The sequence below is a fragment of the Pedomonas sp. V897 genome, from assembly GCF_051304405.1.
Lineage (GTDB): Bacteria > Pseudomonadota > Alphaproteobacteria > Sphingomonadales > Sphingomonadaceae > Pedomonas.
Genome location: NZ_JBPPGG010000001.1, coordinates 1 through 21,997 on the forward strand (window position 1 = coordinate 1; position 21,997 = coordinate 21,997).

At 66.7% G+C, this 21,997-nt stretch carries 33 protein-coding genes; 23 read left to right on the forward strand and 10 right to left on the reverse strand.

Going from position 1 to position 21,997, the window contains the following annotated elements; all coding sequences use genetic code 11:
• From ACSJJU_RS00005 to fliP, 15 genes are all read left to right on the forward strand, one after another.
• Positions 1 to 243, forward strand: a 243-nt coding sequence (locus ACSJJU_RS00005; protein WP_435913022.1) for a DUF2312 domain-containing protein, incomplete at its 5' end; no start/stop codon positions are given.
• Between the two features lie 71 nt (positions 244 to 314).
• On the forward strand, positions 315 to 800 hold the full coding sequence (locus ACSJJU_RS00010) for a hypothetical protein (RefSeq protein ID WP_435913023.1): 486 nt from the start codon (positions 315 to 317) through the stop codon (positions 798 to 800).
• Positions 801 to 946: 146 nt separating this feature from the next.
• Positions 947 to 1,189, forward strand: a complete 243-nt coding sequence (locus ACSJJU_RS00015) for a DUF2312 domain-containing protein (protein WP_435913024.1) — start codon at positions 947 to 949, stop codon at positions 1,187 to 1,189.
• Between the two features lie 5 nt (positions 1,190 to 1,194).
• A complete protein-coding gene (locus ACSJJU_RS00020) occupies positions 1,195 to 1,479 on the forward strand; it encodes a hypothetical protein (protein ID WP_435913025.1) in 285 nt (94 codons plus the stop codon).
• Complete coding sequence (locus ACSJJU_RS00025; protein ID WP_435913026.1) at positions 1,472 to 1,642, forward strand: thermonuclease family protein; 171 nt, start codon at positions 1,472 to 1,474, stop codon at positions 1,640 to 1,642. The genes ACSJJU_RS00020 and ACSJJU_RS00025 overlap by 8 nt, the downstream gene beginning before the upstream one ends.
• Entirely contained in the window at positions 1,639 to 1,974 is a 336-nt protein-coding gene (locus ACSJJU_RS00030) for a hypothetical protein (protein WP_435913027.1), read from the forward strand. The genes ACSJJU_RS00025 and ACSJJU_RS00030 overlap by 4 nt, the downstream gene beginning before the upstream one ends.
• 244 nt (positions 1,975 to 2,218) lie before the next feature.
• Positions 2,219 to 2,563 (forward strand): hypothetical protein, encoded by a 345-nt coding sequence (locus ACSJJU_RS00035; protein ID WP_435913028.1) that lies wholly within the window; start codon positions 2,219 to 2,221, stop codon positions 2,561 to 2,563.
• The gene (locus tag ACSJJU_RS00040; RefSeq protein ID WP_435913029.1) at positions 2,556 to 2,843 is read left to right on the forward strand and encodes a hypothetical protein; all 288 of its coding nucleotides are present in this window, start codon (positions 2,556 to 2,558) and stop codon (positions 2,841 to 2,843) included. The genes ACSJJU_RS00035 and ACSJJU_RS00040 overlap by 8 nt, the downstream gene beginning before the upstream one ends.
• The gene (locus ACSJJU_RS00045; protein ID WP_435913030.1) at positions 2,840 to 3,037 is read left to right on the forward strand and encodes a hypothetical protein; all 198 of its coding nucleotides are present in this window, start codon (positions 2,840 to 2,842) and stop codon (positions 3,035 to 3,037) included. The genes ACSJJU_RS00040 and ACSJJU_RS00045 overlap by 4 nt, the downstream gene beginning before the upstream one ends.
• Positions 3,030 to 3,311 carry a hypothetical protein gene (locus ACSJJU_RS00050; RefSeq protein WP_435913031.1) on the forward strand — a complete coding sequence of 94 codons (282 nt, stop codon included), beginning with the start codon at positions 3,030 to 3,032 and terminating at the stop codon, positions 3,309 to 3,311. The genes ACSJJU_RS00045 and ACSJJU_RS00050 overlap by 8 nt, the downstream gene beginning before the upstream one ends.
• 18 nt (positions 3,312 to 3,329) lie before the next feature.
• Positions 3,330 to 3,548, forward strand: a complete 219-nt coding sequence (locus ACSJJU_RS00055; RefSeq protein WP_435913032.1) for a helix-turn-helix transcriptional regulator — start codon at positions 3,330 to 3,332, stop codon at positions 3,546 to 3,548.
• On the forward strand, positions 3,538 to 4,590 hold the full coding sequence (locus ACSJJU_RS00060) for a tyrosine-type recombinase/integrase (RefSeq protein ID WP_435913033.1): 1,053 nt from the start codon (positions 3,538 to 3,540) through the stop codon (positions 4,588 to 4,590). The genes ACSJJU_RS00055 and ACSJJU_RS00060 overlap by 11 nt, the downstream gene beginning before the upstream one ends.
• 29 nt (positions 4,591 to 4,619) lie before the next feature.
• Positions 4,620 to 4,955 carry an EscU/YscU/HrcU family type III secretion system export apparatus switch protein gene (locus ACSJJU_RS00065; protein ID WP_435913034.1) on the forward strand — a complete coding sequence of 112 codons (336 nt, stop codon included), beginning with the start codon at positions 4,620 to 4,622 and terminating at the stop codon, positions 4,953 to 4,955.
• A gap of 6 nt (positions 4,956 to 4,961) precedes the next feature.
• Complete coding sequence (locus ACSJJU_RS00070; RefSeq protein WP_435913036.1) at positions 4,962 to 5,273, forward strand: FliO/MopB family protein; 312 nt, start codon at positions 4,962 to 4,964, stop codon at positions 5,271 to 5,273.
• On the forward strand, positions 5,270 to 6,007 hold the full coding sequence (gene fliP / locus ACSJJU_RS00075) for a flagellar type III secretion system pore protein FliP (protein ID WP_435913038.1): 738 nt from the start codon (positions 5,270 to 5,272) through the stop codon (positions 6,005 to 6,007). The genes ACSJJU_RS00070 and fliP overlap by 4 nt, the downstream gene beginning before the upstream one ends.
• 121 nt (positions 6,008 to 6,128) lie before the next feature.
• Here fliP and ACSJJU_RS00080 read toward each other — a convergent pair whose 3' ends face one another.
• The 8 genes from ACSJJU_RS00080 to ACSJJU_RS00115 form a co-directional block, all read right to left on the reverse strand.
• Positions 6,129 to 9,128: a tetratricopeptide repeat protein gene (locus ACSJJU_RS00080; RefSeq protein WP_435913039.1), complete on the reverse strand. Its 3,000-nt coding sequence runs from the start codon at positions 9,126 to 9,128 to the stop codon at positions 6,129 to 6,131.
• On the reverse strand, positions 9,125 to 9,670 hold the full coding sequence (locus tag ACSJJU_RS00085) for a flagellar motor protein MotB (protein ID WP_435913040.1): 546 nt from the start codon (positions 9,668 to 9,670) through the stop codon (positions 9,125 to 9,127). Before ACSJJU_RS00085 ends, ACSJJU_RS00080 begins: the two co-directional genes overlap by 4 nt.
• Positions 9,667 to 10,173 (reverse strand): hypothetical protein, encoded by a 507-nt coding sequence (locus ACSJJU_RS00090; protein ID WP_435913041.1) that lies wholly within the window; start codon positions 10,171 to 10,173, stop codon positions 9,667 to 9,669. The genes ACSJJU_RS00085 and ACSJJU_RS00090 overlap by 4 nt, the downstream gene beginning before the upstream one ends.
• Before the next feature lie 9 nt (positions 10,174 to 10,182).
• The gene (locus ACSJJU_RS00095) at positions 10,183 to 10,758 is read right to left on the reverse strand and encodes a protein phosphatase CheZ (RefSeq protein ID WP_435913043.1); all 576 of its coding nucleotides are present in this window, start codon (positions 10,756 to 10,758) and stop codon (positions 10,183 to 10,185) included.
• A 293-nt stretch (positions 10,759 to 11,051) separates the two neighbouring features.
• The gene (locus ACSJJU_RS00100) at positions 11,052 to 11,687 is read right to left on the reverse strand and encodes a MotE family protein (protein WP_435913044.1); all 636 of its coding nucleotides are present in this window, start codon (positions 11,685 to 11,687) and stop codon (positions 11,052 to 11,054) included.
• Positions 11,688 to 11,699: 12 nt separating this feature from the next.
• Positions 11,700 to 12,119 (reverse strand): DUF6468 domain-containing protein, encoded by a 420-nt coding sequence (locus tag ACSJJU_RS00105; RefSeq protein ID WP_435913045.1) that lies wholly within the window; start codon positions 12,117 to 12,119, stop codon positions 11,700 to 11,702.
• Between the two features lie 11 nt (positions 12,120 to 12,130).
• On the reverse strand, positions 12,131 to 13,258 hold the full coding sequence (gene fliM, locus ACSJJU_RS00110) for a flagellar motor switch protein FliM (RefSeq protein WP_435913046.1): 1,128 nt from the start codon (positions 13,256 to 13,258) through the stop codon (positions 12,131 to 12,133).
• A gap of 2 nt (positions 13,259 to 13,260) precedes the next feature.
• A complete protein-coding gene (locus tag ACSJJU_RS00115) occupies positions 13,261 to 13,788 on the reverse strand; it encodes a flagellar basal body-associated FliL family protein (protein ID WP_435913048.1) in 528 nt (175 codons plus the stop codon).
• A gap of 294 nt (positions 13,789 to 14,082) precedes the next feature.
• Between ACSJJU_RS00115 and flgF the strand changes: the two genes are divergently transcribed.
• From flgF to flgH, 4 genes are read left to right on the forward strand one after another with little or no spacing between them, the layout of a single operon-like run.
• Positions 14,083 to 14,823: a flagellar basal-body rod protein FlgF gene (flgF, locus tag ACSJJU_RS00120; RefSeq protein WP_435913050.1), complete on the forward strand. Its 741-nt coding sequence runs from the start codon at positions 14,083 to 14,085 to the stop codon at positions 14,821 to 14,823.
• Positions 14,824 to 14,859: 36 nt separating this feature from the next.
• Positions 14,860 to 15,645, forward strand: coding sequence for a flagellar basal-body rod protein FlgG (gene flgG / locus ACSJJU_RS00125; protein WP_435913052.1), 786 nt, complete (start codon positions 14,860 to 14,862; stop codon positions 15,643 to 15,645).
• A 5-nt stretch (positions 15,646 to 15,650) separates the two neighbouring features.
• Complete coding sequence (flgA, locus tag ACSJJU_RS00130; protein WP_435913054.1) at positions 15,651 to 16,145, forward strand: flagellar basal body P-ring formation chaperone FlgA; 495 nt, start codon at positions 15,651 to 15,653, stop codon at positions 16,143 to 16,145.
• A 53-nt stretch (positions 16,146 to 16,198) separates the two neighbouring features.
• On the forward strand, positions 16,199 to 16,954 hold the full coding sequence (flgH, locus tag ACSJJU_RS00135; RefSeq protein WP_435913056.1) for a flagellar basal body L-ring protein FlgH: 756 nt from the start codon (positions 16,199 to 16,201) through the stop codon (positions 16,952 to 16,954).
• A gap of 264 nt (positions 16,955 to 17,218) precedes the next feature.
• Here the strand turns inward: flgH and dksA are convergent, their stop codons facing one another.
• Positions 17,219 to 17,668, reverse strand: a complete 450-nt coding sequence (dksA, locus tag ACSJJU_RS00140) for an RNA polymerase-binding protein DksA (protein WP_435914344.1) — start codon at positions 17,666 to 17,668, stop codon at positions 17,219 to 17,221.
• Between the two features lie 150 nt (positions 17,669 to 17,818).
• Positions 17,819 to 18,235, reverse strand: coding sequence for a flagellar assembly protein FliX (locus ACSJJU_RS00145; protein WP_435913058.1), 417 nt, complete (start codon positions 18,233 to 18,235; stop codon positions 17,819 to 17,821).
• 121 nt (positions 18,236 to 18,356) lie between these two features.
• On the opposite strand from ACSJJU_RS00145, the gene ACSJJU_RS00150 reads away from it, so the two are divergent.
• The 4 genes from ACSJJU_RS00150 to ACSJJU_RS00165 all read left to right on the forward strand — a co-directional run bounded on the left by ACSJJU_RS00150 (position 18,357) and on the right by ACSJJU_RS00165 (position 21,912).
• Positions 18,357 to 19,490: a flagellar basal body P-ring protein FlgI gene (locus ACSJJU_RS00150; protein ID WP_435914345.1), complete on the forward strand. Its 1,134-nt coding sequence runs from the start codon at positions 18,357 to 18,359 to the stop codon at positions 19,488 to 19,490.
• Positions 19,490 to 19,801, forward strand: a complete 312-nt coding sequence (locus tag ACSJJU_RS00155) for a rod-binding protein (protein ID WP_435913060.1) — start codon at positions 19,490 to 19,492, stop codon at positions 19,799 to 19,801. Before ACSJJU_RS00150 ends, ACSJJU_RS00155 begins: the two co-directional genes overlap by 1 nt.
• On the forward strand, positions 19,798 to 20,277 hold the full coding sequence (locus ACSJJU_RS00160) for a hypothetical protein (RefSeq protein WP_435913062.1): 480 nt from the start codon (positions 19,798 to 19,800) through the stop codon (positions 20,275 to 20,277). The genes ACSJJU_RS00155 and ACSJJU_RS00160 overlap by 4 nt, the downstream gene beginning before the upstream one ends.
• Before the next feature lie 102 nt (positions 20,278 to 20,379).
• The gene (locus ACSJJU_RS00165; protein ID WP_435913064.1) at positions 20,380 to 21,912 is read left to right on the forward strand and encodes an FAD-dependent oxidoreductase; all 1,533 of its coding nucleotides are present in this window, start codon (positions 20,380 to 20,382) and stop codon (positions 21,910 to 21,912) included.
• The last annotated feature ends 85 nt before the right edge of the window (positions 21,913 to 21,997 follow it).

A 21,997-nucleotide genomic window follows, 5' to 3' on the forward strand; every position in this document is an offset into this window, starting at 1 on the left:
ATGAGTGAAGTGATTGCCGCCGACCTGTTGCGCCAGCTGATCGAGCGCGTGGAGCGGCTTGAGGGCGAAAAGAAGGATATCGCCGAGGACATCCGCGAGGTGTTCGCCGAGGCGAAGGCGCAAGGGTTCGACGTGAAGGCCATGCGTCAGGTCATCAAGCTGCGCCGCATGGAGAAGCACAAACGACAGGAGGCCGAGGCGCTGCTCGAAACCTACATGGCCGCGCTTGGCATGACCGAGTGATCCACCCCGTCTCTCCCCTGGCGGCCGGTGCGCGTACCTGGCCGGCCGCCCCTACCATGACAGTTTTTGACATGTCCACGTCACCGCATCTCACCCTGACCAAGGACCGGCTGGATCGATTTGTGAAGGGCCAGCGGGTTTACTACGTCCGTCCGCTGCCCGCCGCGCCGCATCGGGTGGAATTTGTCAAATGCACGGTGACATGGACGCGCGGCCCGAAAATGACGCTCGCGGCCTCGCAGATGGGCCAAACAATCTACCGGCGCAATCTGGTCAACTCCCCGGTGCAACCCGATGGTGCGCAGATATGGTGCGGCCTGACAGAGAGCGAGGCGCGGGAGCGTGCGTACAGGCTCGGCGCCGGCGCAATCGCTAAACGCATCGAGCGCCTATCCCGTCGCGTACATGAGCAGGAGGCCGCTGCCGGAACCTACGCGCTGGCGCTGGACCGACAGTCCCTCGAACGCATGAAGCACGTAAAGCCGCACCTGGAGCCATTCGGAATGTGGATTGACGAGCTCCCCGCCGCCCCGGAGGCCACCGACCCCGGCGGCTAACCCCTTCCCACGCCCGATCTCCCTCCCCAAGCGCGGTGCCGGGACGGGCGTGTGGGGAGGTCAGACCCGGCGCCGCAACAGTTGCCCCCGCCGGTGGGGCTCCCCTCCCCTGAGGCCCCACCGGCACCCCACCGCAGGAGATGCGCATGGCCGAAGTTATTGCAGCCGACGTGCTCCGCAAGCTGATCGAGCGCGTGGAGCGGCTGGAAGAGGAGAAAAAAGGCCTCATGCAGGACATCGAGGAGGTGTTCGTCGAGGCCAAGGACCATGGGTTTGACGTGGAGATCATGAAGCAGGTCATCAAGCTGCGCGGCATGGCGAAGCACAAGCGCCAAGAGGCCGAGGCCCTGCTGGAGACCTACCTCGCCGCGCTGGGCATGGTGGGATGACCATCATGGAGAGACCAACCCTTCACGAAATCGCGGCCATGCCGTTCCCTCAAAGCATCAATGCGCTGCGCCAGCACTACGACAAGAACTGGGGTCGGTTCGAGAACGGTGAGCCGCGGGCTTTCGAGGTGACTGTCCGGTACAGCATCTACAAGACCGGCTCCGAGACCTACACCGTGGAAGCCGGGAGCGAGGAAGAGGCCGAAAGCAAGGCCGAAGAGCTCTTCGCTGCCGAGTATGGCGACGAGGCGGAAATTGACTCCATGGAGGTGGAGGCAGCCGATGACTGACCGCCTGACCAAGGGCAAGCGCGTGATCTGCGAGTGGGAGCGCCGCGACCACTACGGACGCCCCCTCGCCCGGTGCACCGCCGCCGGTGTCGACCTCTCCTGCGCCATGCTGGCCAGCGGACATGCGGCGGCGCGGTACAGCAAACTGGAGTGTGGACGATGACCTACCCAGAAGACGTGCTCAAGGCCGCCAGAGAGGCGGCGGCGAGGTATTGGGACGCCCTTGATGCAGCAGATTCGGGCGAAGGATACGATGAAAACGCGCGCCTGTGTCGATCTGGAGAGTGTGACGCAGACCCGGAAGTCCAATCCGCCTGCATCGCCATCATGGCGGAGCGCGAAAAGGTCGCTGCGCTGGTGGAGGCGGCAATGGAGGCGCGCCGTATTGCGATGGAGCAGACGGTGGCTGCGCGCGTCCCAGAGTGCGGAAAATTCGGCGATATCGCACAAGATTTGGACGCCGCCCTCGCCGCGTTCGGGAAGGAGGAAGAGTGATGCTTTTGGGAACACAAATTGCGATTTTAACCTGCGCCGTTCTGGCCTGTTTTGGCGCGCTGGTTTCATGTGCCCTTGCACTGCACAACATCGCGTCAACGCTTAGCATCAGGATGCGTGAAAAATGACCTACACCGCAGGATTTAACGCCGGGTTAGAGGCGGCGGCTGCGTGGCTAGAGAACTGCGCTGAAGCATGTGATGCTAGTGCGGACCTAAGGGCGACAGCCAGCAACTGCAGAATAATGGCCACCCAGATCCGCGCGCTCAAGCGCCCCGAGCCGAGCGAGGCCGATTGGATGCCGATCGAAACCGCGCCGAGGGATGGCACATGGATCATGGCTTGGAGACCGCCGTGCGATGGCGGGTGGGAGCCTTTGGTCATTGTCCGCTGGCATGAGGACGAGGACGGCGAAGGCTCATGGGCATGGCCGGACGAGGCTTACGATCCCTATAGCGAGAAGGGGCGGACGCTCGCTGAGGGTGCCTTGGATGACGGCGATTGCTTCTGGGATAATGAGCACTTTACCCACTGGATGCCGCTGCCTGCCGCCCCAGCCCTCGCACAGGTGGAGAAGGCTGATGGTTAAGCTGGGCGACTATGAGCAGCAGGAATGGGCAGCCGGCAGGCCGTACCTGTCCTTCAACGCGGAGACTGGCGAGGGGGTCTATCGGCATCGCGGCATACGGGGCTCTCCTGTTCGCAGCCGGATGGATTGCAGGCCGGTGGACGATGCGACGGAAGGAGCCCCAGCCATGACCCGCTACCGCGACAAGAAACCGGGCGGTGTGAGCGAACACGCTCTCGCTTTTGTCGGCACGCTCGTACTCATCATCGTGGCGCTAATCATACACGGAGGACAGCCGTGACACGTTACCGCGACAAGGAAACCGGTGAAGTGGTGGAGGCCCGCAAGGTCACCGTTTGGCTCGTCGAGGGACGTCTAGGAAACGGGGCCAAGTGGCAGAATGAGTTCAACGAGGCCGACTTCGAAACTCAGTTCGAGCCGGTGGAAGACGCGACCGCCCAGCCGGGCAAGCAGGCGGAGAAGGCTGATGGTTAAGCTGGGCGACTATGAGCAGTCGGATTGGGCCGTGGGCCGGACTTACCTGAGCTACGATGCAGATCGCGGCAAAGGCGTTTACCGACATCCCCTCGGGCTTGTGCAGGTGGACACGATTGCAGCCAGCCCCATACGCGCGACCTGCCTGCGCCTGATCCACGAAGGGCGTGAGTACTCGCGCCGCTGGGAGGCCATATGGGGCGAGCGCACGATTGCCCGCCTGTGCCGGGAGTTCATCGAGGAAGTGAGCGCCCCGCCGCAGGGCGAGAAGTAGGAGTGTGAGGAGGTTCTGATGCAGGAGCGATTGCTGCCAAAGACACAGGCCGCCAAGTACATCGGATGCAGCGCCCCCGTGTTCGACCGGCTGCTGTCTGCCGGGGATATTCCCCTGCCCATTCCGACCGGCTACGGCCCGCGCTGGGATCGGCAGGACCTGGACGCCTACGTCGATAGCCTGAAGGGACCGAAGCGGGGCGACTGGCGCTCAAGGAGCAAGCTGTATGCGGCTTAAGCGGGTGAAGGTGGTGCGCCGTGGGAAGCGCCTCTACCACTACTACAAGGGCAAGGATGCCCTGGTGCGCCTCCCCGACCCAGCCACGGACCCGGACGGCTTCATGCGCGCCTACGCCCGATGTGAACGGCGCAAGGTCGAACTGGAGAAGCGGCAGGAGGCTGGATCGCTGCGGGCGATGATCACGCTCTGGAAGCAGTCTCCGGACTTCACCAAAAAGGCAGCGAGCACGCGGTCCTTGTATGCCCATATGATCGAGCAGGTGGCGAGCCTTATGGAGGGGGCGAGCCTGCAGACCATCGAACAGCGCGACGTGCGCTTGATGATGGATAAGCTAGCGACCACGGCCGGAAAGGCCAACATGATGAAGCGCACACTCAGTTCGCTCTATCGGTGGGCGATCAAGCGTGGCTACGCCACCACAAACCCCTGCGCAGAGATTGAGGAATTTGAACAAGGCGAGCATGAGGCGTGGCCAGATCATATTCTGCGCGCAGCCCTTGAAAGCGACGATGACAAGTTTCGGCTAGCTGTGAAGGTTTACCTCTACACCGGTCAGCGCAGCGGCGATTGCTGCCGCATGGGGCCGCAGTCCATCGAGGGTGATCTGATCCGCGTCAGGCAGCAGAAAACAGGGAAGGTACTGCTGATTCCCCTGCACCCTGACCTCGAGACGGAGATGGCCAAACATCCGATCCGTGGGCTTACGCTGTTGACCAACAGCCACGGCAGGCCGCTGACCAAGCAGACCATGGCAGCGTGGTGCGATAGGTTCGGCAAGAAATTTGGGGTGAAGCTTGTCCCTCACGGCCTTCGCAAGAACGCAGTGAATGAACTACTACGCGCGGGCTGCTCGGTCGCAGAAACTTCAGCGATCACCGGCCAGACATACCAGCTCGTTGAGTACTACGCCCGCCAAATCAACCAAGAGGCCATGGCCCGCCAGGCGATGGGCAAGTGGAACGAGCACAGAACAAGAACGGGAAAACTTCCGAAAACCGGGGAAAACGTTGCTATTTTCCCAAGCAAAAACAAGGCGTAACGATCACCCGACTTAAGCCTTTGTTAAGCATGACAGCCGTTAATACGGGCATGGAGAAATCGCCCGAGCGCCATTACGACCTGTCCCGAACCGCGGTCGCCGTCAACGGCACGGCGGACGGGCAGGCCATCCTCACGGCCAAGGGCCACGGCGCCGTGGCCGAGCAGATCCTCGATCTCGCCTTCGCCAACGGGGTGCGGGTGCGTGAGGACAAGGCGCTGGCGGGGATGCTCGCCGCCTTCGATCTCGACAGCCCCATCCCTGCCCCCGCCCTCGACGCGGTTGCGGCGGTGCTGGCGCGGGTTTATGCCGAGCGTGGACAGGTTTGGCCGAAAGACGATCCCTTATCCACCGAAGGCGCATGACACCCCATGGACGCGATTGACTATCTCCGCTCGCTCGGCGCCCTGGCGCTGGTGCTCGCCATGCTGATGGGCGCGGCCTATGCGCTGCGGCGCTGGGGCCACCGCCTCCCCGGCATGGGCCACACCGCACCGGGTGCGGAAAGCCGCCTTGCCGTCGTCTCCACCCGGATGGTGGATGCCCGCCACAAGCTGGTGCTGGTGCGCCGCGATGCGGTCGAGCATCTGCTGCTCATCGGCCCGCAAGGGGCGACGCTGGTTGAAGCCGGCATTCCCGCCCCCGCCCGCCCGGACGCCCTCACTTCGGACAACACCAAATGAAGCACCTGATGCACCGGCGCACCTTCTGGCTCGCGGCCCTGCCGCTGCTGTTCCTGGCGGGCCCCGCGCTCGCGCAGAGCATGTCCGTCAATCTGGGCGAAGGCACGCTCACCGGGCGGGTGGTGCAGCTCATCATCCTGCTCACCGTCCTCAGCCTTGCGCCCGGCATCCTGATGACGGTCACGTCCTTCACCCGCATCGCGGTGGTGCTGTCGCTGCTGCGCAATGCGCTCGGCACCCAGGCCACGCCGCCGAACGCGGTGCTGATTTCGCTGGCGCTGTTCCTCTCCTTCTTCGTCATGGGGCCAACGTTCGAGCAGGCCTGGCAGGAGGGCATCCAGCCGCTCACCCAGGAGCAGATCAGCGAGGAGGAGGCGTTCGACCGCACCGCCGCGCCGTTCCGCACCTTCATGCTCAAGCACACCCGCGAGAGCGATCTGAAGCTGTTCGTCGATCTCTCCCGCCGGCCGGTGGAAAGTGTGGAGGAAACGCCGCTGACCACCCTCATCCCGGCCTTCATGATCTCGGAGCTGCGCCGCGCCTTCGAAATCGGCTTCCTCCTGTTCCTCCCGTTCCTGATTATCGACCTGGTGGTCTCATCCATCCTCATGTCCATGGGCATGATGATGCTGCCGCCCGCCACCATCTCCCTGCCCTTCAAGCTGATCTTCTTCGTGCTGGTGGATGGCTGGCATCTGGTCGCCGGGTCGCTGGTCCAGAGCTACGGCCCCTGAGGAACCGGGGGCACGCCCGAACGCAAACGCGCCCTGCCCCGGCGGCAGCGGCGCGTTTTCTTTTTCACGGGATCGGATCATGGCGCGGCACGGGACCGGCCGGTCCCCGCGCGTCCCCGGCTCAGGCGCCCCGGAAGGCGGCCTTGTAGGTTCTCATGAAGCTCTCGATGCGGTCGATTTCCGTCAGCGCTTCGGAGAGGCCCGACAGCCCGGCGGCTCCCGGCCCATCGGGCGCGGTGATGATGTCGAAGGCCGACCCCAGCGCGTCGCCCTTCATCGCCGCGCCGTAGCTGGCGCGCAGCTGGGCGAGCGCTGCCTGGTCCGACAGCATGACGGACGCCACGGCCGCCCGCATCACCAGCCGGCGCTGGTCCTTGTCGAGCCCGGCCCCCGCCTTGGGAAGCGTGGTCTTCAGAATGTCGGACAGCTTCTGCCAGTCCTTCTGCTTCCAGTAGGCATCCGCCAGCAGCAGCTTTGCCTCCGCGCTGTCGTCCGTATCGAGAATGGCCTCGGCTTCGTCGGCGCGGTCCAGTTCGAGCAGCGCGCGCGCCTCCACCCGGTTGCGTTCCTTGCGGATATCCTCCGGCATGACCCGCTGGCGCGTGGCGCGCAGCACGCCGATGGCCTGCTCGGGCGCGCCGTTCATCAGGTGGATCATGGCGAGCTGGGACGCAACCGCGGCCTGCGGCACGCCCTCCAGCCGGTATTTCACCTGATGCTCCAGAAGGCTCGCTGCCCGGTCGTAGAGATCAACGCTCACCAGCCGCTCGGCCAGCTTGCGGATCATCGCGTCCCCTTCGGCGCCGAGAGGCGTCAGGTCGCGGAAATCGTAGTAGAGCCCGAGCGCCTGCGCCGGGGGCATGGCGTCCGCGCCGCCTTCGAGGAACAGGTCGCGGAACACGTCGGCCATGCGGTCCGCGATGGCGTGGGTGCGCGGTGACGGCTTGAAGTAGTTCACCGCCTGCCGCAGCCCTGTCAGGGCACTGCGCGGATCGCCCGATTGCAGGTAGAGCTCGCCCAGACGCTCCAGCAGGGACAGCTCGAAATCATCGCCGCGCCAGGCGAAGCGCAGCCGGTCGAGCCGGTCGATGGCGTCCTTCACGCTGATGCTCTTGCGCGCCAGCTCATCCTCGGTCAGCGCCAGCGTTGCCATGGCGTTGATGCGCCGCCCGCCGAGGCTCCGGGCGGTGGAGAATTCCGCCGCCGCCTTGGCCCGGTCGCCCGCCCGCGCCGCCAGCACGCCGCGCCAGTAGGCGGCCTCGGCCCGCACCTGCGCGCTGTACTCGGGCTTCTCCAGCCCCTCCAGATCACGCCGGGCAATGGCGCCGCCGCCCAGCGCCATGTCGGCCCGCACCGCCGCCAGGCGGAACTGCGCCCGCTGCTCCGGCTCGTAGAGCGCCAGAACGTCCGCGCCCACCGCATAGGCCGCCAGCGCTTCCGCCGGGCGCTGCATCGCCTCCAGCACCAGCGAGCGCCACAGCAGCGCCTCCGGCTCGTGCTCTAGGATCGGGTGGCCCAGATCCTCATAGGCGTCGCTCAGCTGGTTCAGGCGCATCCGGGCATAGCCGCGCGCCGCGCGGAACAGCGGAACATTCTTCAGCTCCGGCTCCAGCTGCACCATGCGCTCCAGCACGCCAAGCGCATCCGCCGCCATGCCGTTGCCCAGGTAGAACTGCGCCAGGGCCCAGCGCTGTTCCTGCTGATGCTCGGGCGCCGCCATGCTCAGCGTGTAAAGCAGGTCCGCCTTGCGCTGGCTGTAGGGAATGCGGGTGTCGCCCGCCCACGCCTTGAGGTCGATGAGCCGGGCGCGGCCCACCGTGCCGTCATCGCGCGTGAAGTAGCCGCGCGTCGCCAGTTCGGCCTTCGTCGCCTCCAGCCCGAGGAAGGCGACGCCGTTGGCATGGCGCACCGCCTTGACCGTCGTGCTGGCGGGCTTCACCGCAATGCCCTGTACCGAGGGCATCACCCTGCCGCCCGGGTAGTCGCGCGAGTCCAGCACGCCTGCGCTCGCCGCCGAAATCGGCACCAGAATAAGGGGCTTGTTGTCGCTGGGATCGGCCATCTCGATCGGCATCCCCGGCTCGGGCACATGGGCGAACAGGCGCACGCCCGCCACCGGATCATGCTGGCGGGAGAAGGTCACCGGCTCGCGCGGCAGCATCTCCCGGTCCTTCAGCTCCAGCGACCAGACCGTGCCGTCGCGCTGCAACCCGACGCCGATCCCCGGCCGGATGCGGAACCGCAGCACCGTCGCCCCCGGCGCGCTCACCCGCTCCACGCGGCGCACCCGGTCTCCGGTCGCGGCTTCCAGCGCGGGATTGGTCACCTCGTGCAGGCCGGACCACGCAAGCACCAGCGTGTCGCCGCGCGCGTAGGCCGCCGCCGGCACGATGTCGGGGAACGCATAGCGAATGGCGACGCCATGCGGCACCGGCTCCACCTTGCCGAGCACAGCCTTGCTTTCAACGCGGGCGTTGGCCGCCTTGAGCGCCTCGTCCATCTGCATGCGGATCAGCGGCCCGGCCGCTTCCTCCGCCTTCTGGCGCCGCTCGGCCTGCGCCTTCGCCCGTGCCTCGGCTTCCGCCGCCGCCCTGGCCTTGAGCGCCGCCAGCTGCTCGAGCACGAACGCGTCCTCGTGCCCTTCCGGCGCGCCCCCCTTCCTGTCGGCGGCTGCGGTTTTGGCGGGCACGGTTTTTGGCGTCGCTGCCTTGGCGTCGGGCGCGTTGCTCTGCGGGGCGTCCGCGCCGTCCTTCACGTCGAGGACGATCTTGCCGCCCGAGCGGTAGTGATGCAGTCCCGCCCCTGCAGTCGCCTTGAAGCGCAGCACCGTGCTGCCGCCCTCGCGGCTGAGGCGCGGCTCCGACACCCGGTTCAGCCGGAACCGGCGAATGGCCTCAAGGCTCAGGTCGCCATCTGCCTTGAAGGTGACAACCAGTTCGTCACCCGACAGGCGGACGTCATAATCAACGGGCCGGGGCCACTCGAACACAAGGCGGGAGTAGCCCGCATGGTTGGCCCCGCGCACGGCCACGGTCTCGACCGCCCCGGCGGGCGTCCCCCACACCGCGGACAGCAGGCAGAGCGCGGCAATGCTGCGGTTGAGGGTGGATCGGCGGCTCACTGTTCCGTCCCTCCGATCTCGACCGCAAGGGCGGGCAGCCCTTCGCGCACGACAACGCGCGGCTGCGGCAGCCCGGCGGCCGCGAGCCGGTCCGCCAGCTGCTGGGCCTGCGCGCCCGCGTCGGCCCAGGCGACAGGCGCGGCCGACGTCGCCCCGCCCCGCACGGCAACCGCCGCGCCGCTGCGGCGCAGCAGGTCGGCAAGGTCCGCGACGGTTGCATCCGTGAGCGCCGCGCCGTCGAGCGAAAGGCGCGCGGTTGCGCCCTCGGCCACGACCCCGCCGTGGGCGAGCGCCGGCATGTCATCGATGCGGGTTTTGAGCCATGTGGCCCAGTAGTTGCCGCTGTGCGTCTCGGGCGTGAGCGCCGGCGACGCGGCGGCTGCCACCGCCCCACCTGGCCGGAACACCTTGCGGATGGAGGCAAGCGCCCCTTCCCGCTGGCCCGCCGGCACGACTTCCAGGCCGTAGGCCAGCACGAGGAAGCACAGAAGAATGCTGAGCATGTCGGCAAGGGACATCATCCAGGACGAACGGGCCGTCATTGCTCTTCCCCCTGGCCCTGGGCCGCGAGTCCGAAACGGGCGCCTTCGTCCGCCCGGTAGGTGCCGATTTCCACCCGCGCCGGGTCAGCGCCCGATGCCGCCAGCGCCGCAACGACGGCCGCCACCCGCGCCGCGGTCACCTCCGCGCGGCCGCCCGGCGGCAGGATGTCGAGGCGGAGCACCGTGTCCGGCCGCAGGGTTGCCGACTGTTCGGAGAACAGGCGCAGCCAGCGGCTGCCCGCGTCCGTCAGCGCGGCGGAGTCGCCCTCGAAGAAAACCCCCGGAATGGCCTCCCGCATCGCGGGCCGGTCGCCGGGAGCGAAGGTCTGCGAAAACGGCGCGAGGCGCCAGTCCGGCACCGGCTCCCGTGCCTCCTGCGCCTTGCCCTGCGGATGCTGGTGGGCGGTGACAAGCAGCGCGGTGAACATGGCGACCAGGGCCAGCCACACCGCTGCCATCAGGCCGTTTTGGCCCGTCGAGACGGAGGGTGCGGGTGTCGCCATGGTCCTGTCTTAGTCGAAGCTCGCCAGCAGAGCGTCGATATCGTCCTGATTGTTGCCCTGGCCTTCCAGCGACGGGCCGTTGAGCAACTCCTTGGGGTTGACCGGCTCGCCCTGTTCGTCGCGATGAATGACCTTCTCGCTGCGCACGGACTGGTCGCCCACCGCCTCGGCGAGCTGGCCCAGCTTTTCCTCGATGTGCTTGAGCACGCGCACCACCTTTGTGACGCGCTGGCCGGTGATGTCCTGGAAGCTGGAGGCTTCGTAGATCCGCATGGCGATGGCGCTCAGCCGCTCGGAGAGTTCGCCCTCCACGTCACCGGCGATGGCGGTCACCTCGTCGGCGCAGTCCATGATCTGGGTGGCGGCGGACTCGGTGTGCTGCACGATGGCGTCCAGCTCGTCGGTCGCGCCCGGAATGTCGTGCTTGGAGAGCGCGTTGGGCTGGATCGAGGCGATTTCCGCCTTGGCCGCGCCGATGAAGTCCACCAGTTCCTTGAGTTCGCCCCCGATCTTCAGGGCCGCCAGTTCCAGCTCTCCCTGCATGGTGGAAACCATCGACGCCACCAGTTCCGGGATATCGCGCACCTTGACATTCTCTCCCCGCTCCTGCCGGAGCGCTTCAATCCGTTCCTTAAGAGTGGCTGTCGCAAGGCCTGACATTTCCGTACTCTCCACGACGTTTCCTGGCTTGGCCGGTCGGGCCGTCATTGCGTCAATTGGTAAAGAGAGGACAGTAAAGGGCAAGTTAATGACGTGCCGATTGCACCGTGTCCCCCCGGCAAAACCGCCGCGTTCAACCACCGCCTGCAACGGCCCGGCGAGAGGGCGGACCGGGCCTGCTCCGCCGCAACTGGCGCCGCTCTTCCTGCCGCTCTGTCTCAGCTCGCGGTGTTGGCGCGTTCGGCGAGCGCCATGGTCAGCGACTTGGCAGCGTCCGGGTTCATCTCCGCGAGGATGGCCGCCATCTTGGCCTCCTTCATGCGGTGGGCAACCGCCAGCTGCACGTTGATGTCGAGGCGCTCGAAAATGCGCGCGGCGTCGCGCGGCTTCATGGTCTCGTAGACCTTCACCAGCGAGGCGAACTGCTTGCTCGCCTGCTCGTCCCGAACGCCGGTCAGCTCCTTCAGCTGGGCCTCAAGCTGGCGCAGCTCGGCGATCTTGGCGTCCACGCGCTTCTCCGCCGCTTCCAGCAGACGCTCGCGCATTTCGAGGTCGTCCTTGCTGGTCGTGGTCTTGGCGCGCTGCCTGGCCATGTCTTCGAGCAGATCAGCCTCCACCCGGTTCTGGGGCGGTGCCGCCCTGGCGAGCTGCTGCGCGGGCGCGGCGTTGGCACCACCGGAGGCGGCCGCCCGCTTCACCGGAGTCTGCGCCGTCTGTGCTGTCTGCGCCTGCGCGGCGGCCGGCTCGTTGCCGGGCGCGCGGGCGATCACGTCCGCGACGTTGACGAGGAAAATCCCCGCCCCTGCCGCAAGCATCAGGGGAAAGGGTCGAAACGAGACAGGCCAGGCCTTCATGAAACCGTGTCCTTACCGCAGGCCATCGAGCGCGCGCAGCCGCGGCTGCGCCTTGGCGGCAGCCCCGGCCGGGGTGCCAAGCGGCGTGACCTCCGCCTTGGGGCGAACCGCCGCCGCCGCGCCGGAGAGCCCTTCCTCCAGACGCCGGGCCAGATCCTCACCCGCCTGGGTGATGATGACCAGCTCGTCCGCCAGCGCCCGGCCCTTGGTGACCCGCTCCCGCAGCGAGGACTCCACCTCCTGCGCGGCGGCCTTGAGCGCATGGACGCTGTTTTCCGCCTGAGCGACCGTCGCGGTCAGCGTGCGGATCATGGTCTCCATGTGAACCCGCTCCTCGCGCAGCGCGGCCAGCCGCCGGTTGAGAATGAAGCCGCCCGTCAGGGCCGCCAGCAGCATCAGGCACAAGACAACGTCCATGATCCAGCCGAGCATCCTGCCTCTCCTTAGAACTTGCCGTTTGTCGCGCGGATCTGCACCGCGATCTTCTTGCCGGAACGGCCCAGCCGGCCGCTGAGCAGGGAAACATCGCCACAGCGCAGATCAACGCTGTCCTTCGCCGTGGCGTTGAAAACCAGGGTCTGCCCCACCTTGAAGTTCATCACCTCGCTCAGCAGCATGGTCTGCTCGTCGAGCACCGCGTTCAGCTCGATGCGGGTGCGCCACAGCTCGGTTGCCAGGTGGGTTTCCCAGATGCTGTCGCGGCCGAACTTCTCGCCCATGAACCGCTGGAGCAGCAGCTCGCGGATGGGCTCGAGCGTGGCGTAGGGGAACAGCATTTCCAGCTTGCCGCCGCGATCCTCCATGTCCACCCGCAGGCGGATGACGACCGCCGCGTTGGTCGGGCGGGCGATGGAGGCGAAGCGCGGGTTGGTCTCGATGCGGTCGAAGCGGAACTGCACCTTGGACAGCGGCTCGAACGCCGCCGCCATGTCGTTGAGGATGACATCGATCATCCGCTCGACCAGATTGGTCTCGATGGTGGTATAGGGCCGCCCCTCGATCCGCATGGGCGCCGTGCCGCGCCGGCCGCCGAGCAGCACGTCCACGATGGAGTAGATCAGGCTCGAGTCCACGGTCATCAGGCCGTAGTTGTCCCACTCGACGGCCTGGAACACGCCCATCATGGCGGGCAGCGGCACCGAGTTCAGATAGTCGCCGAACCGCACCGAGGAAATATTGTCGAGGCTGACCTCGATGTTGTCCGACGTGAAATTCCGCAGCGAGGTCGTCATCATGCGAACCAGACGGTCGAAGATGACGTCCAGCATCGGCAGGCGCTCGTAGGAGACGAGGCTGGAGTTGATGATGGCGTGAATGCCGGTGCGGGCGGTCTCCTCGTCCTCGCCGTCGAAGCCGAGGAGGCTGTCGATCTCGTCCTGGTCAAGCACACGTCCGGCCTGCACGGACGCCAGAAGTTCATCCTCCTCCTGCTCGGCCATCTTCTCCCACTGGGCGGCGATGTCCTCGTCGGCCGCCTTTTCCTCGGCCATGGCCGCCCATTCGGCCGCCAGGGCGTCGTCGTCGGGTCCGCCGCCGGGTTCGTCGGAAGGGATGTCGTTTTCCTCGATCATCGCTACTGAACCAGCATTTCCTTGAACAGGACGTCATTGATCCTGAACGGCGCGATGGTGGTGTTGACCTGCCGCAGCAGCTCCTCCTTCAGGCGGAACATGCCGGCCGAACCGGACAGATCGTCGATCCTGAGTTCGCGCAGGTAGACCTGGAAGCTGTCGGCGATGCGGGGCATCTGCTTTCGAATCGCGTCGGCCTGCGCTTCGCCGCTGACCTCCAGCGCGATCGAGAGCTTGAGGAAGCTGCTGTTCCGGTCCGTCGACTTCAGGTTCACCAGAATGTCCGGCAGGTCGACATAGACGACCTCCGCGCCCGCGCTGCTCGCAGCGACAATCGCGGCGGGGTCCGCCGTCTTCGACCCATCCTTGTCGCCGAAGTAGAGGGTTGCGGCCGTGCCGCCACCGACGAGCAGAAGCAGAACCGGCGCCGCGACCATCACGATGCGCTTGCCGCTCCACTTCTTGCGCTTCAGTTCGCCTTCCGCCTCGATGTCGGAAACAAGGCCACCGAGACCACTGTCTTCTGCCATTCGCGCCCCTCACGGACCAGGTGCAGCCTGTCGCTGCGTTCCCGCAAGCTAAGGCCTCAAGGTTAACAACCTCTTGATTGATGTGAGCGGAACCGCGCCCGGGCCCGGCGCCGCGGGGGCAGCGCACCCCGGCAAAAGGGGCAGAACCGGCCCGGCAAAAAATGACCGCCCGCCCCCTCTCCGCCGCTCTGTCTTTCCTCAAACCCGCGGAAATCCGCCATTTCCAGAGTTGGCACGAGGCTTGCTTGGGTTGTGGCGAGCATTTGCGAACGCCGCCAAAAGGGATGGCAGACCATGGACACGCTGAACTACGTTGCCCTTTCGCACCAGATGGCGCTCCAGCGCCAGATGGCTGTCATTTCGAACAACATCGCCAACATGAACACGGCGGGCTACAAGCGCGAGGAAGCGCTGTTCCAGTCCTATCTGGAGAACATGAAGTCCGCCCCCGCGCGCTCGGCGCGCTCGGTTGCGTTCGTCATCGACCAGGGCATGACCCGCGATCTGACGCAGGGCGAGTTCACCCTGACCGACGACCCGCTGAATGCCGCCATCAACGGCGACGGCTTCTTCACCGTGCGCACCCCCGAGGGCCAGATTGCCTACACCCGCAACGGCAAGTTCCGCCTCGACGGCGAAGGCTTCCTGGTGACGGCCGAAGGGGCGCAGGTGCTCAACACCGAAGGCGAGCCCATCCAGTTCGCGGTGGACGACAGCGACATCGCCATCGCGCAGGACGGCACCATCAGCACCAAGAACGGCGTGGTCGGCCGCATCGCCATCACCGAGTTCGAGAATCCCTACCTGCTCACCAAGATCGGCGGCACCTACCTGACCGGCGAAGGCGGGCGGATCCTCCCGGCCAACCAGGTCCACCTCAAGAGCGGCGTCATCGAGGCCTCCAACGTGCAGGCCATCAAGGAAGTCGCCGAAATGACCGAGCTGATGCGGGCCTACCAGGCCACCGCCCGCATCATCGACCGCTACAACGACATTCGCCAGCAGGGCATCGAGCGCCTTGCCCGGGTGCAATAACGGCTCCGGCACGGCAAGGCACGAAAGGAACAGACCATGCGCGCACTGAGCATCGCAGCCACCGGCATGCTGGCCCAGCAGATGAACGTGGAGGTCATCTCCAACAACATCGCCAACATGAACACCACCGGCTTCAAGCGGAACCGGGCGGAGTTTCAGGATCTGCTGTACCAGAACGTCCGGCGCGTCGGCGCCCAGACCTCGGAATCCGACACCCGCGTCGCCACCGGCGTGCAGATCGGCCTCGGCGTGCGGGCGGCGGGCGTGTACCGCATCGCCGAGCAGGGCAACCTGACCCTCACCTCCAACACCTACGACCTGGCCATCGACGGGCGCGGCTACTTCCGGGTGGAGCTTCCCTCCGGCGAGGAAGCCTACACCCGCGCCGGCTCCTTCCAGCTGTCGGACCAGGGCGAACTGGTCACCGCCGACGGCTACCGCGTGCTCCCGGGCATCATGGTGCCCCCCGATGCGGTGGACGTGACCGTTGGCGACGACGGCACCGTTCAGGTCAAGCGCGCCGGACAGGTGGAATACCAGACCGTCGGCCAGATCGACCTTGCCATGTTCCCCAACGAGGCGGGCCTCGAGAGCATCGGCGACAACTTCCTGATGGAGACCCCCTCCTCCGGCGTGCCGACCATCGGCGTGCCGACGCAGGACGGCTTCGGCAAGCTGCGCCAGGGCATGCTCGAGACCTCCAACGTCAACCCGGTCAGCGAAATCACCTCTCTCATCACGGCCCAGCGCGCCTACGAGATGAACTCGAAGGTCATCCAGACCGTCGATGAGATGATGAACGCCACCAACCAGATCCGGTAAGCGCCATGATCCGTCTTCGCCCCCTCACCTTCGCCGCCGCCGCTCTGGCCATTGCCCTGCCGGCGCTGCCCGCCGAGACCGCCGGTGCGCCGGGCACGGTGGAGATCGCCGTCGTCGCCAACCGCATCGCGGCGGGCGAGGTCATCACGGAAGCGGACCTGGAAATCCAGGCGGTCGACGCCCGCCGGGCCCGCGGCGCCCTCACCCTGGCAGAAATTGCCGGGCTGGAGGCGCGCCGCCCGCTGACGCCCGGCACCCCGGTCCGCAGCCATGACGTGCAGCAGCCCAAGCTCATCAAGAAGGGGCAGGCCGTCACCATGGTGGTAAGCCACGGCGGCCTCACCATCGCCGCCCGGGGCAAGGCGCTGGAGGACGGCGGCAAGGGCGACATCGTCCGGGTCCAGAACATCGCCTCCCAGAAGATCATTCAGGGGGAAGTGACCGCCTCGGGCATCGTCTCCGTGGCCTCCGGCGGACTGGCCATGCTGGCCGGGCTCTGAGCACCGGCCCCGAACACAGAAGAAGCAATCAGATCGACGCAAGGGTGAACATCATGTGGACTCGTTTGATCGCCATCGGCCTCGCCGCCACCAGCCTCGCCGCCTGCGGCACCGCCGAGCGTGTCGCCAACATCGGCCGCGCGCCCCGTCTCTCCCCCATCGAGGGCGTGACGGCGCCGCAGATGCAGCCCTCCCTCGCCAGCCAGCAGCAGATGGCCGCTCTCAGCTCGGCCGATCCCGCCGCGCTGCACGGCGCTGAACAGGGGGCCGATGCCTCCCTGTGGCGGACCGGCTCGCGCGCCTTCTTCCGCGATCCGCGCGCCTCGAAGGTGGGCGACATCCTGACGGTCAAGATCGGCATCTCCGATCAGGCCCAGGTGAACAACACCACCTCGCGCAGCCGCAGCAACTCGGAGAACGCCTCCATTCCGGGCCTGTTCGGCCTCCAGAAGCACCTGCCCGGCGACGGCTCCGACCTGGTGGACGCCGGCTCCACCTCCAGCAGCTCCGGCAGCGGCCAGGTCAACCGCAAGGAGACCATCAACCTGACCATCGCCGCCATCGTCACCGGCGTGCTGCCCAACGGCAACCTGGTCATCCAGGGCAAGCAGGAGGTGCGGGTGAACTACGAGGTGCGCGAACTGGTCATCGCCGGCATCGTCCGGCCCGAGGACATCAGCCGCGCCAACACCATCGACCACACCCAGATCGCCGAGGCCCGCATCTCCTACGGCGGCCGCGGCCAGCTGACGGACGTGCAGCAGGCCCGTTACGGCCAGCAGCTCTACGACGCCCTGTTCCCGTTCTGAGGATCACCGGCACCGGGGGCCCCTGCCCCCGCCGCGACCGGAAAACCGCCACAGACCGGCGGAGCCTGCCTCCGCCGGTCTTTTTCGCAGGGCAGCCTGTCCGCCAGGCGGCCGGCAGGCATAAAAAACGGCGGACGGCAGGCATAAAAAAACGGCAGCCGGAGATGGTCCGATTGCCGTTAACGACATCCTGCCGTGATTTTTTTGTCTCGCTCCTGCCAGGTTATCCTCCCCGTCCCGGCTGGGAGTTTCTTGTCTGCCGGCTCAATCCTCCCGCGTCACCTTTTCCATGCGCTCGTGACGCTCCTGCGCCTCAAGCGTCATGGTGGCGATCGGCCGGGCCTCCAGCCGCTGCAACGAGATCGGCTCGCCGGTCACTTCGCAGTAACCGTACTCTCCGGTCTCGATACGGCGCAGCGCAGCGTCGATCTTGGCGATCAGCTTGCGCTGGCGATCCCGCGTCCGCAACTCAATCGACCAGTCGGTCTCGGACGACGCGCGGTCCGTAACATCCGGCTCGCGCAGGGATTCGCTCTGCAGGGTTTCGAGGGTTTCACGCGCCTCGCGGAGGATCTCCTCCTTCCAGGCGATCAGCTTGCGGCGGAAATATTCCTGCTGCAGCGGATTCATGAACTCCTCGTCCGGCGAAGGAGTATAGCCCTCAGGCAGCTCGACGATCGGCTGCGTGATGGTCGTTGCGGTCACCTTGCTCATCACCAGGTTGTCCGCCCCGTTGCCGTTCAGACGTTCGTGGGTGTCATTCACTGTACCGCCCATCTTACCTCCGACGCTCCCCGAAGTTCGGTTCGCGGCTTATAAAAGGTTCGGGCCAGCTGAACAAGCGAACGATTTCCGAAGACACAACTAAAACCCGAATTTAGCTAATTCGACTGCAACCCTCAGTTCGATCTCGGCCAGAAGGTCGGCGAGATGAGGGTCATCAACCTGTTGATAGCCTTTCAGTTTTTGCGAAAGCGCGGTGAGCTGGCCCACCGTAAGCGTGTCCAGAAGAAGCGCGCGCTGAATTTTCTCAAGCTCGTCAAGAAGATCACGCCCCCGGGCCAGCCCGCGCGAGCGGCCCTGTGTCGCATCTTCCGCCTGCTGGGCGGCGAGGATGGCGCCGATATCGGCCACCGGCCCTGCCGTTGCCACCGAGCTCGCCGTTGACGCTTCCTCCGCGCCCAGAAGACTGGAAAAGCCCGAGCTGCCGCTCACGCCGCCCTTGTCGCCTGTGCGCCGCGTCGTGGCGGCCTGGGTGCGTATCGGGTCCTGGATTCTCATGGGTACCGATCCTGCATCCCTCATGGTTTCCGAAGTGTGAAGGCCCGGCGGACCTCAAGTTGGCACGGTATTAGCATGGTTCCTGCCGAAATCGAAGAAACGATGGATGGCAGGGAAGATTATGCCGCATTTCAACCGCTGGAGCCTCCGCCTGATAGGCAGCCTCTGCCTTTGCGTGGCATTTCTTGCCGCGATCGCCGCGCCCGCCCAAGGCGCGTCGCGCATCAAGGATATCGTTGATTTCGAAAATGTTCGGGAGAACCAGCTGGTCGGCTACGGCCTGGTGGTGGGCCTCAACGGCACGGGCGACATGCTCCGCAACGCCCCGTTCACCGAGCAGTCGATGAAGAGCATGTTGGACCGGCTCGGCATCAACATGCGCGACCTGCGGATGAACACGAAGAACGTGGCGGCGGTGACGGTGACGGCCACCCTGCCCCCCTTCGCGCGCAAGGGTTCGCGAATCGACGTTCAGATTTCGGCCATGGGCGACGCCACCAGCCTTCAGGGCGGCACCCTGCTCGTCACGCCCCTCGTCGGCATGGACGGCGAGGTCTACGCGGTGGCCCAGGGCGCGGTGGCCGTTTCCGGCTTCGAGGCGCGCGGCGCGGCCCAGAGCGTCTCGCGCGGCGTCACCACCTCCGCCCGCATCACCAACGGCGCCATCGTCGAGCGCGAGGTGGCGTTCGCGCTGGGCCAGATGGACAGCATGAAGCTGGCGCTCAAGAACCCGGACTTCACCACGGCGCAGCGCATCGCCGCCGCCATCAACACGGCGCAGGGCCCGGTTGCCCGTATGCTCGACCCCACCACCGTGCAGGTCGATCTTCCCCGCGACTACCCCTACGGCATGGCCAACTTCATCAGCGAGATCGAGCTGCTGCCGGTCGATGTGGACCAGCCCGCCCGCATCGTTGTCGATGAGGCTTCGGGCACCATTGTCATGGGCGCGGACGTGAAGGTGAGCCGCGTTGCCATCGCCCAGGGCAATCTCACCATCCGGGTGACCGAAATGCCCCAGGTCTCCCAGCCCGCGCCGTTCTCGCAGGGCGGCCAGACCACGGTCGTGCCGCGCACCAGCATCGAGGTGGACGACGGCACCGGCAAGCAGCTGGGCGTGCTGGAGACCGGCGTGTCCCTGCAGGATCTGGTCAACGGCCTCAACGCCCTCGGGGTGACGCCGCGCGACCTCATCACCATCCTGCAAGCCCTGCGCGCCGCAGGCGCCCTGCAGGCCGAAGTGGAGGTCTACTGATGAGCCCCGCCGCCTCTCCCGCCGTCATGGCGACCGGCCTGCCCCTGTCCGCCAGCCGCCCGGCCCTGCCCGTCAACCCGCAGACCAGGGCGGCGCTGGAGGAGTTCGAGGCCGTCCTCATCGGCGAGATGGTCAACGTCATGCTCTCGACCGTTCCGACCGACGGCTACATGGGCGGCGGCAATGCGGAGGAGATCTACCGCAGCATGATGGGCCAGGAGATGGGGCGGGAGATCGCCCGCCAGGGCGGCCTCGGGATCGCGCCCGCCCTCATGAACGAAATCGTACGCCTGCAAGGAGGCCAGCCATGAACCCGGGCATCGCAGCTCAAGCGCAGGCGCAAGCGCCGACGATGACCGACTACACGCAGCACCTCACCGAGATGCTGGACGTGGTCCAGCGCCTCATCACCCTGGTGGAGACCGAAAACCGCCTGCTGGAGACCGAGCGGCCAACCGCCATCCAGCCGCTGCTGGAGGAAAAGGGCCGGCTGTCCTCGGTCCTTGCCTACGGGCTCCAGACCATCAAGCGCAACCCGGCGGGCCTGGAAGCGGTGGACCGCTCCCTGCGAGCCTCCCTCTCCTCCGCGCTCGCCACCTTCCAGGATCTGGTCCTCACCAACGGGCGCATCGTCCTCCGCCTGAAAAGCGTCAGCGAGGGCATTCTCAACGCCATCGTCGAGGAAACCCAGAAGGGCAAGCGCACCGCCCCCACCTACAACCCGGGCTTCACCCCGGCGGCGGCGCGCCCGCCCGTTGCCTCCATCGCGCTCAACGCCACGGTCTGACCGGCCCGTCTCCGCCCGTCGGGTCCGGGGACGGGACGGCCGGAACTCATTGCGCTGCCGGTGGTTCAGCCAGAACAACCGGCAATGCAGGGAGCGCCCGCCGTGAACGTCGAGATGGAACGCAGCGTCTCTGTGTGGATGAGCTCCGGTCCCGTTCTCGAGGCGCCCCTCCTCCGCTCCGACGAGCGGGCGGATGTTGCCGTCGTCGGGGCAGGCATTGCCGGCCTCTCCGCCGCCTACGAACTGATGCGGGCCGGGCGCTCGGTTGTGGTGATCGATCGCGGCCATATCGGCGGCGGCATGAGTTCCCGCACCACCGGCCACCTCGCATCGGCGCTCGACGACTACTACCACCAGCTGATCGCCCGCAGCGGGATCGAGGCCGCCCGGCGTCATTACGCCGCCCACGCGGCCGCCATCGACCGCATCGAGCAGATCGCCCGGCACGAGGGGATCGCCTGCGATTTCGCGCGGCTGGACGGCTACCTCTTCCTGGCGCCGGGGCACGACGAGTCCCTGCTCCACCGGGAGATCGAGGCCTGCGAGCGGATTGGCTACAACGGCGTCCGCTGGGTCGAGCACGCCCCGGTTCCCGGCGTCGAGACCGGCCGCGCGCTGCAGTTTCCCGATCAGGCGCGCTTTCACCCCCGCAAGTACCTGGCGGGTCTCGCGCACGCCATCCTGCGCGACGGGGGCCGCATCTACGCCAACACCCCCGTCACCGGCTTTCACGAGACGGAAACCGGCGTGGTGCTCACTGCTGGCCACAACCACCGGATTCATGCGGGCAACGTGGTGGTTGCCACCAATTCCCCCGTCAACGACCGCGTCGCCGTCCACACCAAGCAGGCGCCCTACCGCACCTATGCGATCGCCGGTCCGGTCGAGGCAGGCTCCGTGCCGGATGCCCTCGTCTGGGATACGCTGGACGCCTACCATTACGTCCGCCTGCACCCCATGGGCGACGGCATGGACATGCTCATCGTCGGCGGCAACGACCACAAGACCGGGGAAGCGCAGGACATGGGCGACCGCTTCGCCGACCTGGAGGCCTGGACGCGCCGCCACTACCCCCAACTGGGGAGCGTCGATTATCGCTGGTCGGGGCAGGTGATGGAGCCGGTGGACTACCTGCCGTTTACCGGGCGCAACCACGGCAACCACCGCATCTTCATCCACACCGGCGATTCCGGTCAGGGCCTGACCAACGGCGTCGCGGGCGCCATGATCCTGCGCGATCTCATCATCGGCCACGAGAACAGCTGGGCCGAGGTGACGGACCCGCAGCGCATCTCCCTCACGGCGGCGGGCGAGTTTCTGAAGGAGAACCTCGATGCCGCCACCCACTGGGCCGAGCACCTGACCGGCGGCGAGGTCGGCTCCACCAACGACATCCCCCCGGGTCAGGGTGCCATCCTGCGGGACGGCCTCAAGAAGCTGGCCATTTTCCGTGACGAGAGCGGCACGCTCCACGTGCGCTCCGCCGCCTGCAGCCACGCCGGCTGCGTGGTGCACTGGAACCCGTTCGAGCGCTGCTGGGACTGCCCCTGCCACGGCTCCCACTTCGCCGTGGACGGGTCGGTCCTCAACGGTCCGGCCATCACGCCGCTCGCCCACGCCGACTATCAGGAGTAGGAACGACCGGCTCCCCTCACGCTTGCCCCCCGGGCAGCGGACCGGCTTTGCCGTGACCTTGGCCGATCCCCGTGGTACAGACCCG